We start from the raw sequence: 7580 nt of genomic DNA, 5'->3' as shown, positions 1-7580 counted from the left end.
CGCATGTACTCGGCATAGCCTCCGGTGCTCCCCAGATCCCGGCCCTCTAGGGCCTGCTCGAGCCCTTGGTAATACCGCAGCCGAGCTTGCGCCGCTTTCAGCTCTTCCTCCAGCAGCTTGCTTGGGCGGGCCGGCGCCAACTGTGCGGAGAGCTGCTGCAACCGGTCACGCTCGGCGGCAAGGGTCTGCTCGGCCCGGTCGGCGGCCTGGACGAGCCGTGCCTGCTCCACCTTGAGATAGCCGTAGAGGGCAGCGCCTGCGAGCAGCACGATCCCCAGGGCCTGCAGCATGAAAGCCGCAGAAAAAGGCTGGCGCCGGGGCACGAGGAGCTCTGGCTTGAGCAGGTTGATCTGCTTCATGCGTGCCCCATCTGCCCGCGCAGGGCCGCGCCCAAGGCATGGAAATAGACACACTGCTCGGCGGGATCGGCGAGCTCCGGCACCGCGGAGCAGTCGAAGAGTTTCGTCAAATCCAGGGCTGCCACCCCTAAGCCCAGGCTCTCCGCCAGGAATTCCCCCATGCCCACGGTGGCAGGCAAGGGGCCGAGCCAAAGCTTGTCCAGGGCGATGAAATGAAGGTGGCGGTCCACGTGATCCAGGGAGCGCTGCAGCTCCAGGGCGACGCGCTCCCAATGCTGCCGGGCGCGGGTTTCATCCGCATCCTGAAGCTCCCCCAGGCTCACCTCGATGCGCCGGGTGAGGTAGAGATCGCCACCCTGGGTGATGGTGAAGAGCCCGCCGCCGCCATCGAAGGCGAGGAGGGCAACGGCCCCCGTGGGCTCATGGAGGGTGGCCAGGTTGCGCTGAGCCATCTCGGGGACATCGATCACTTGGAGCGGCACCTTCGCCGCCTTGAGCCGCAGCGCCCGCTGCTGGAGTAGCGGAGTGCGGGCGGCAACGGCATAGAGCGCCTTGCTGCGGCCGGGAGTGCCTCCATCGGGAATCTCCAGCACTTCCACCGTCGCCTCCTCGACTGGATAGTCGAGGAGATCCTTGATCTGCCAGCGGAGGGCGGCGCTCAGCTCTTCTGCTGGCACGGGCGGCGCCTCCACCAGGAGCATTTGGTATTCGCCCGGCTCTAGCAGCAGGGTGCAAGTCCAGCGGCCGAGCTGGGCCTCTTTGCGCAGCCGTTCCAAGGCCACCCCATTACCGTCCACGGGAAAAGCATCGCAGCCGGCGACGACCGGCCGGTGATCGCCCTCAGGCCGGGACACTTGCGCCAGCTGCAACATCGATGGGCGGGTAAAGCGCAACGCTGCCCATCCCTGTGTCCGGCCGTTTCGTTTGAAAATCCTGCTCATCATGCATCAATGATTACCATGCGCTTAAAGAAAAATCAATAAGCCATTGTTGATTTTTGATTTTTTCTAAGCGCTCGCGCTGCATTGCAAAATTTCACAATTGGCCACTTTCCTTCCGCTTTACCTTAGAAGCGCTCCCGCAGATCAATGAGCCGCGCGCCTGCTTTGTACTGGCCAAAGCTCGCGCGGGCAGCCGGATCGTCGTCGTAGGCCGTGTTGGGGTCGCCATCCGGATTCGCTCCGTCGTCCCAACGGCCGCGCAGATAGGCTTTCCCTTCGGCGCCGAGATCGACGCGCAACTGCACGCTGCCACCGTTACCCGCACCGGGCTTGGTGAGCTTGAGATTGCCCACGCCCCCAGAGAAAACAACGGTGGGCGTGGGCGCCACGCTGGTCTCGCCGGCGTTCAAGTTGCCTTGATAGCCGGAGAGCAGCACGTGGGCTGCGGCAAGGCGCGTGCAGTCATCATCGGTGTGGGTGGTGAACCCCACCCCATTCCAGTACTCGACGCGGATGGGGATGGGCAGATCAAGCAGCTCTGAGCCATAGGCGTTGGCGAGCCGCAGCCGCCCGAAGCGCACCCGGGTCTCGCCGAGCTTCACGTGGTCGTTGCCCCCCGCGCCGTCCACGTCCAGGTCGAGGTCTGCCGGCCGCACCGCGGTGCCATCGCTGTCTTGAGGCGCAATGCCCAGCGCCAACGCTTCGAAGGGCCCGTCCGGATTGTCGGGGCTTGCCCGGCGCAAAGCCACCCGAGCCGCGACCGTCGCCTCTCCCGCCACGAAGCTTCCGCTCACGCTTCCGAGCGCCAGGCGCGAGGTCAGATTGACGGCGCCGTCCCGGGCACCGAAGTTGAGGGAGGCGGGCGATCCCGCCGGATCGAGCTTGGCGTAGCCACTGGCGGTGGTGTAGTTCTGGGTCACTGCGCCCACCGCGTTTTTGGCCGAGAGCTTGAAGCCCGCCTCCATCGCTTCGTCCATGTAAGTGAAGGGGGAGGCCGGGGCGCAGGCTGCCGCAACCCGGTTGATGAGGCTCGCGTTGGCCACCGTGAAGTACTTGGGACGGAAGCGTCCCACATAACCGCCCAAGGGGCCGCTGCCGTCCAAGCCGCTGTTGCCGGTCACCTGAAGGCCGGCCGCCAAATAATTGGACACGCTCGCCGCGAAGAATGGATTGCCCGCTTCGGTGTAACACCAATCGGACAAAGTGGCCGCTCCGCCGGACCAGGCGCTGGCCGGCGCTGTAGCCGCGCCCGAGCACCCTGCCCCGCGCGCCACCGCACCCACGGCGATCCCGGGCAGTTGGGCGGAGACGCTGACGGCCACGTCCGCGGCGAAGTTGGGCGTCAAGCCATTGTCGGTGATGTCGGCGCCCGGGAGGGGACGGCCCGTGCCGTCATCCTCGGCGGCCGCCCATCGATAGGCGGCGATGGTCATGACAAAGGGATCGCCAGCGGCCGCGAGCACCGGGCTCGTCGGGCTGGTCCCATGCTGGATGGGCGCGGCGACACTGGCCCCGCGAAACGCCAGCCCGAAGGGGCGGGTAATGAAGGCGCTACTCGCCCCTTGTACATAGGCTCCCGTTGGAGGAGGCGGCAGGGCGCGGCGGAACTGCAGCCGGATCTCCCCCGCGTCGGCATAGCTGAAGCTGAAGGGTGCTTCCGCGTTGGGGGTGGTGAAGCGGAAGTTGACGCTCACCGGATAGCCTCCATTGGGGACGAAGGAGGCGCTGTTTGCGCTGGAGGCGGCGGTGACCAGGGTGACCGGTTGGGTACAGGTGGCAGGGTTGAGGCACACAGCGCCCACCTCCACTGCCACCTCCGATCCGCTCGGGAACAGGCTCACGCATGCGCCGGTTTCCGTGTCGGTGCGGATCGCTTGAAGATAGAGCGCTTGGGCGCCTGCCCCCACGTTGGACGGCTTGCCGGCGATTTGGCTGCCGACCGTCAGCGGCGCATTGGCCCCGTTGCTCACCCGGAACGCCGACTCGACGAAGGCAATGACTGGGTCTTCCGTCCCGTCCTCGGTAACTCCCGCGTTGTCGAGGAGGTTGACTGAAAGGGTGGCAACCGCGCTCTGCCGCAGCCGCACGGTAAAGCTCGATTCGTTTCCCGGCCACACGTAGGTGGCCACGCCATTGTTGGCTCCTGAGGGACTCCAGGCGCCACTGCCGGAAACCAACCCCGGCTGCCACACCCCGGTGCCGGTGGAGGTAGTAAGGGCGAGCACTCGCCCGGCCGGGGGATTGACCAGTCCGTGAGCCGCATCGTGGGCACGAATGGTGATCTCGGCGTAGTCGCAGGTTGCCACCGAGGTGTTGAGCACGCTCACGGCGTAGTGGTGCAGGGCAACCGCCGGGCGCAGGGCAAGCATATGGGTCGCGCCGGTATCTGGCGCCGGCGGGTTGGCCAGGGTGGCAGTTCGCGCCCCCGTCGCCCCCGCCGCCGAGCGCGGCTCGTAGTTCATCTCCAGAGAAAGGCCGAGATCGTCGGGAACCGGCAAAGAAGCGATATCCACCGTCTCGGTCATGCTGGTGGGGGGGGCCCATGTGCCCGACGAGTTTGCTGTGTGACTGCTCACCAGCATGGTCTCGGTGATGGCGCCGGTATCGATGCTGGGCGCCGCGTGGCTGGAAGAGAAGCCTGTCGCCTGCCCCGCCTCCGCGACCAGAGGAGCCAGCGGGTCCACGCCGGAGAAGCTCAAGATGCCACCGACGGCCCCGGCGTGGACGGGAGCACCGCCGATCGTCCACGTGTAGCTCCCCGGTTCGCTACTCCCCGCGACCCGGTAGTACACGTAGAGCCGATTCCCGAATCCTCCCGTGCCACCCCCGCTTGCCTGATCCACGGTGCGCACCAGGGTCCAGCCGGTAGGCGAGGCCACCGTGACCGTACACCCGCCGATAATCAAACTTCCGCAGGGGCGCACCGAAATGCTTGCCACCATGACATCGCCCGACTGGGTACCGGCAGGCACCGGGATGGCGAGCCCAAGCCCTGCTGGCCGCAGGGCGAAGAGGGTGCCGTGGTTGGGGTCCACACCCCGGGTTTTGGTCATCGTGTACGGGCCCGAAGTCCCAGGTGCCGCCTGGGCGGCATAGTAGAGTCCGATGGCGGCGTCATTGCCAGTGGTCGTCGCCGAGCTATAGGCTTGGGTAAAACCCACCAACAGCCCAAAATTGCTGTCGTCACTGGTATGCGCCGTGATGACCAGCATCGCTCCAGGATAATTGGTCGTTTCGGTCCCCGTAGTCACCCAATTGGCATTCTGGTAAGACCAGTTCGTCGCCGCCAGGGGCGCGGTCATGAAAGGCTGGTTCGTGTCCACGCCGGTGAAGCGGGAGATGCGGGCGGCGAGCACGTTGCAGCTGCCCGACTGGGTGAGGGTGGTGGGATCGCCTCCCGTCGCCACGCGCCAGTAGATGGCCGAGGTGAGGTTGTTGACCGGATTGTGCTGAAACAACGGGGTCCAACCCGGCATGGAAAGCGTGGGCGAAGCGCCCGAGGCGATCACCGCGATCAGCAAATCTCCCGCCGTCGTGCCTGGCGGCAATCCAGGGGAAATCGAGCCGCAGCCTCCCCGGGAGACAAACGGACCATGCCCGCCGTAAGCGATGGATGAAACTCCGGCAAGGGAAGCGGAACTGGCGGCGCGAAAGGCAATCTGGGCTTCGACTCCTGCGGGTAGCAAGCATGCAAGCAGCATCCCTGCCGTCCATTTCCACCATTGATGAAAAAGCGGTGCCGTCATGGCGCAAGGGTCGCCTGCACCCGCCGCTCCACGTAGCGGACGCCGGGGTTGGCGCTCGAATTGGGACAAGCCCCCGCCACGGGCTCGTTGCAGGCCGTGGAGACGAGGCGAAAGACATGGAACGGATTGGGGCTGTGCCCCGTCTCGTCGGCGGGGAACGCGCTGCATTCCACGGTGACGGTGAACGCCGAAAGGGTTCCTCCGAAGGTGAGATTCTGGGGACTCGCCGGGCAAGCACTCCCGCCTTGCGCCACCAGCACCTGGTACATGCCCCACTCGATTCCCGCCTGGGCGGCGCGCAGGGCCCGGGAGCCTTGCAGGTCCAGGCTACTTGCCGCTTGCTGCAGACCAAAGACGCTCACGAGGGCAGCCCCCAGCAGCGCCAGCACCACCACCAGGAAAAGAGCGGTGACGGTGCTGAAACCCTGTCCGGTGAAACCCTCCAGGGCCGGCGCGTGGCGGAGGTTAGGGGACATTGGCCACGTGGATGGCATGGTACAGGGTCACCGATTCGCCCTGCCGGGTCAGGGTCAAGCCTAGAGTCACCAGGCCGGCCCTGACATTGGCGATGGAGCTGTTGTAGGTGACAAAGCAGCTCGTCACGTCCCTCACCAGCAAGGCCGAAGACCCGCCCGTCGGAGGCGTGGGTTGGGCAGCCGCCAAGGGGTAGTTCCAATAGCGCCGCATCACGCCCGCACCCGGGTCGCACTCGTAGGTCACGGGATAAGACACCACCTGGAAGCGGTGGGCCGGCGATTCCAAGGGAAACCGGAAAGGATTGATGGTGATGTGGCTGAGGGCTACCCCGGCCGCGCTGGTGGCGGGAGTCAAGTTGTCCCCGGCGTAGGCGTCCGCGCCGGGGATTCCCAGGTTGTAGACGAGGATCAGGTTCTGCTCCCCCGGCGCCAGGGTGATGGGTGGCCCCAGCACGTCGAAGGCGTCGTCCGGCGCGGAAAAGTCCAGGGGGTCGCCGGCGCCAGTGCCGTCCACCTGGCTCCGGTAGCGACCCCCGCCGCTCGTCTGCAGGAATTCCAGGTAGGTTTTGCCGCCCGCCTCCGCCACCCGCACGCTGTTGGGCGCCGCCCGGGCCACATCCCGGGCGATGCGCCGCAGGGCCGTGTCCGCCTGGTCGGTCAGCTCGGCCCGGCGGGCGGCGTCTGCGTAGCCTTGCACCGGCGCGCGGATGAAGAGGGCCACCAGGGCAGCCACGATTCCGGTGACCGCAATGGCCACGGTGGCCTCGATGAGGGTGAAGCCTCCCAGGCGCCTGGGGAAGCGTCCCCTCAAGGGAGCCACGGCACCGTCGGTCGGCGCCGGTTCGCGTGCCCACACCGGCCCGCTCGAAGGTCCTTTAACCCCGGCGAAGGACGTAGGGCGCGCCCAGGCGCGCCGGTGAGCCGCCACGCCCTCCGAAGGAGCAGAGACAGGCTCGCACGGCACAGCGCAGGACGAGGCGTTGCGCCACGAAGCGGGGGAGCGCTCGATAGCCCAAGACGCCGTCATGATGCCACCTATTACGGCACCCCGGTGGGTGCGTAGCGGGCACGGTAGCCGTCTACCGTGACCGAGGTCCCTGCGGGGCCGGTCACCGTCACGCTGACCCGCAAAAAGTCACTGGCGGCAATTCCCCCAATGGCCTCCCCTGTGACGCTCACGATCGCGCGATAGGCGCTCAGACCGGAAAAACAGTTGCCCGCCAGGTCGCAGATGCCGGCGGGTGAGGCGATCTGGGTATCGAAGCCGTGGTAGTCGTTGACGTTGTCGAAGGGGGTGCTGCCGGAATAACGGCTCTCCCCTGCTTCCGGCCCCAACGCCTCCGGTGTGGTGCAATCTCCGGGATCGCTCGCCGTAGAGGCGTGGGTATCGTCCGGGTCGCACCAGGTGAAGGGCATAAGGAGCACTTCCTCTAGCAGGGATTCGGCGATCGCCAGGGCCTGCTTACGAGGCAGGGGATCACTGGAATGGCGTGTGGTGTAGTCGAGGACCGAGAGAATTCCCGCCACCCCGGCCGCCACCACGGCGACGAATACGATGAGCTCGACCAGAGTAATGCCGCGGAAGGGGCGGGCGGGCAAACGGCCGCGCGCCCCTGGGCTCGGCTTTCGCTCACGAGTGGACATAGCCGGTTTCAGGCTCCACCTGGATCGTACGGGTCACGTCGCCCACCACCGAGAAGGAGACGCCCGCGCTCGGACGGCCCAGGGGATCGAAAAGGAAGCTCAGGGGTACCGGGCTCAAACTCACGCCGGCCGGCACGGCGACTGCCAGGGTCCCGCCCGCCACCGGATCCGTCACCGGCACACTGCAGCCGGCGTCGTAGCACGCCTGGATGCCCGAAGCGCTCACGTTCACGTGCACGCTGCGGCGCTGGGCGATGGCCACCTTCTGGGCATGGCGCACAGTCGCCAGGGCCCGGTCGTGGAACCCCCGCGCCTCGAAGCCCGCCCGGTCGAACAGCCGCGGGGCGGCGGCCAGGGCCAGGAGCCCCACCACCGCGATCACCACCGTGAGTTCCACCAGGGTGAAACCGCCCC

At 66.8% G+C, this 7580-nt stretch carries 7 protein-coding genes; all 7 read right to left on the bottom strand.

Annotated features, from left to right (window positions below; genetic code table 11):
- Nucleotides 1-359 (bottom strand): hypothetical protein (locus V7Q81_RS13375; protein WP_333844143.1); only part of this gene is annotated, 359 nt, incomplete at its 3' end.
- Nucleotides 356-1213 carry an agglutinin biogenesis protein MshI gene (locus V7Q81_RS13370; protein WP_333844140.1) on the bottom strand — a complete coding sequence of 286 codons (858 nt, stop codon included), beginning with the start codon at nucleotides 1211-1213 and terminating at the stop codon, nucleotides 356-358. The genes V7Q81_RS13375 and V7Q81_RS13370, both read right to left, overlap by 4 nt.
- A gap of 212 nt (nucleotides 1214-1425) precedes the next feature.
- A complete protein-coding gene (locus V7Q81_RS13365) occupies nucleotides 1426-5001 on the bottom strand; it encodes a DUF6701 domain-containing protein (RefSeq protein ID WP_333844137.1) in 3576 nt (1191 codons plus the stop codon).
- Between the two features lie 41 nt (nucleotides 5002-5042).
- A complete protein-coding gene (locus V7Q81_RS13360) occupies nucleotides 5043-5522 on the bottom strand; it encodes an agglutinin biogenesis protein MshP (RefSeq protein WP_333844134.1) in 480 nt (159 codons plus the stop codon).
- The gene (locus tag V7Q81_RS13355; protein ID WP_333844131.1) at nucleotides 5512-6549 is read right to left on the bottom strand and encodes a type II secretion system protein; all 1038 of its coding nucleotides are present in this window, start codon (nucleotides 6547-6549) and stop codon (nucleotides 5512-5514) included. The genes V7Q81_RS13360 and V7Q81_RS13355 overlap by 11 nt, the downstream gene beginning before the upstream one ends.
- Nucleotides 6550-6560: 11 nt before the next feature.
- Nucleotides 6561-7121, bottom strand: coding sequence for a type IV pilus modification PilV family protein (locus V7Q81_RS13350; protein ID WP_333844129.1), 561 nt, complete (start codon nucleotides 7119-7121; stop codon nucleotides 6561-6563).
- 31 nt (nucleotides 7122-7152) lie between these two features.
- On the bottom strand, nucleotides 7153-7580 hold a 428-nt coding region (locus V7Q81_RS13345), incomplete at its 5' end, for a prepilin-type N-terminal cleavage/methylation domain-containing protein (protein ID WP_333844127.1).

The organism is Pelomicrobium sp. (assembly GCF_036803785.1).
GTDB lineage: Bacteria > Pseudomonadota > Gammaproteobacteria > Burkholderiales > UBA6910 > Pelomicrobium.
This window is presented reverse-complemented; position numbering and strand designations above follow the sequence as displayed.

Bases quoted from the DNA above. Each gene is read 5' to 3' on its own strand.
- V7Q81_RS13365 (WP_333844137.1), bottom strand. From the start codon at position 5,001: ATGCTGCTTGCATGCTTGCTACCCGCAGGAGTCGAAGCCCAGATTGCC.
- V7Q81_RS13360 (WP_333844134.1), bottom strand. From the start codon at position 5,522: ATGTCCCCTAACCTCCGCCACGCGCCGGCCCTGGAGGGTTTCACCGGA.
- V7Q81_RS13355 (WP_333844131.1), bottom strand. From the start codon at position 6,549: ATGACGGCGTCTTGGGCTATCGAGCGCTCCCCCGCTTCGTGGCGCAAC.